Origin of the sequence: Streptomyces sp. NRRL B-1347 (assembly GCF_000720325.1) — a bacterium.
Classification (GTDB): Bacteria; Actinomycetota; Actinomycetes; order Streptomycetales; family Streptomycetaceae; genus Streptomyces.
The window spans coordinates 1-514 of record NZ_JOJM01000266.1 but is presented as its reverse complement, the minus strand read 5'-3'; the positions used below and the strand labels follow the sequence as shown (position 1 = coordinate 514).

Genomic DNA, 514 nt, shown 5'->3' with positions numbered 1-514 from the left:
CGGCGTCAGGCCACCGCCATCCGCGTACCTCACAACTCGGACATACCGCAAGGATCATGAAACGTCAGCGACTGGAACCCGCGAGTTCAAGATGAGTAGGTCATGAGGGTGAGGATCGCTGCGGCGGCTGGCGTGAGTCTGTTCGGGCTCGTGAGTCTGTTCGGGCTGATGCGGCGTGGCGGAAGATCCTCCACTGAGCCGTTTTCATCCTGAATAATCGCAGGTCATCAGCGTGTGGATGGCCTGGACGGCGGTGCCGATGCGGCGGGTGGAACACCGGGCTCGTCGTAGGAGTCGCCAGGTTTTGAGTTGGGCGAAGGCGCGTTCGCTGGGTGCGCGGAGCCGGGCGTGGTCGCGGTTGTACTGCTGGTAGTGCGGCGGTTGTTCGCGGTGGTGGTAGTAGGGGGTGCGGACGCAGGGTTTCGGCAAAGTCGTTCAGATGAGGCCGGGCATGGCCGGGGGGCGGGTGTGGTCGCGGGCGTTGGCGCGTAGGGTCCGGGCGATGTTGGTGGCT

Annotated in this window: 1 pseudogene; it reads right to left on the bottom strand. The window is 64.8% G+C overall.

Annotation, left to right across the window (positions count from 1 at the left end):
• Window positions 1-204 precede the first annotated feature (204 nt).
• Window positions 205-414: pseudogene (locus IG74_RS50695) on the bottom strand (transposase family protein); the annotation flags it as partial.
• Window positions 415-514 lie beyond the last annotated feature (100 nt).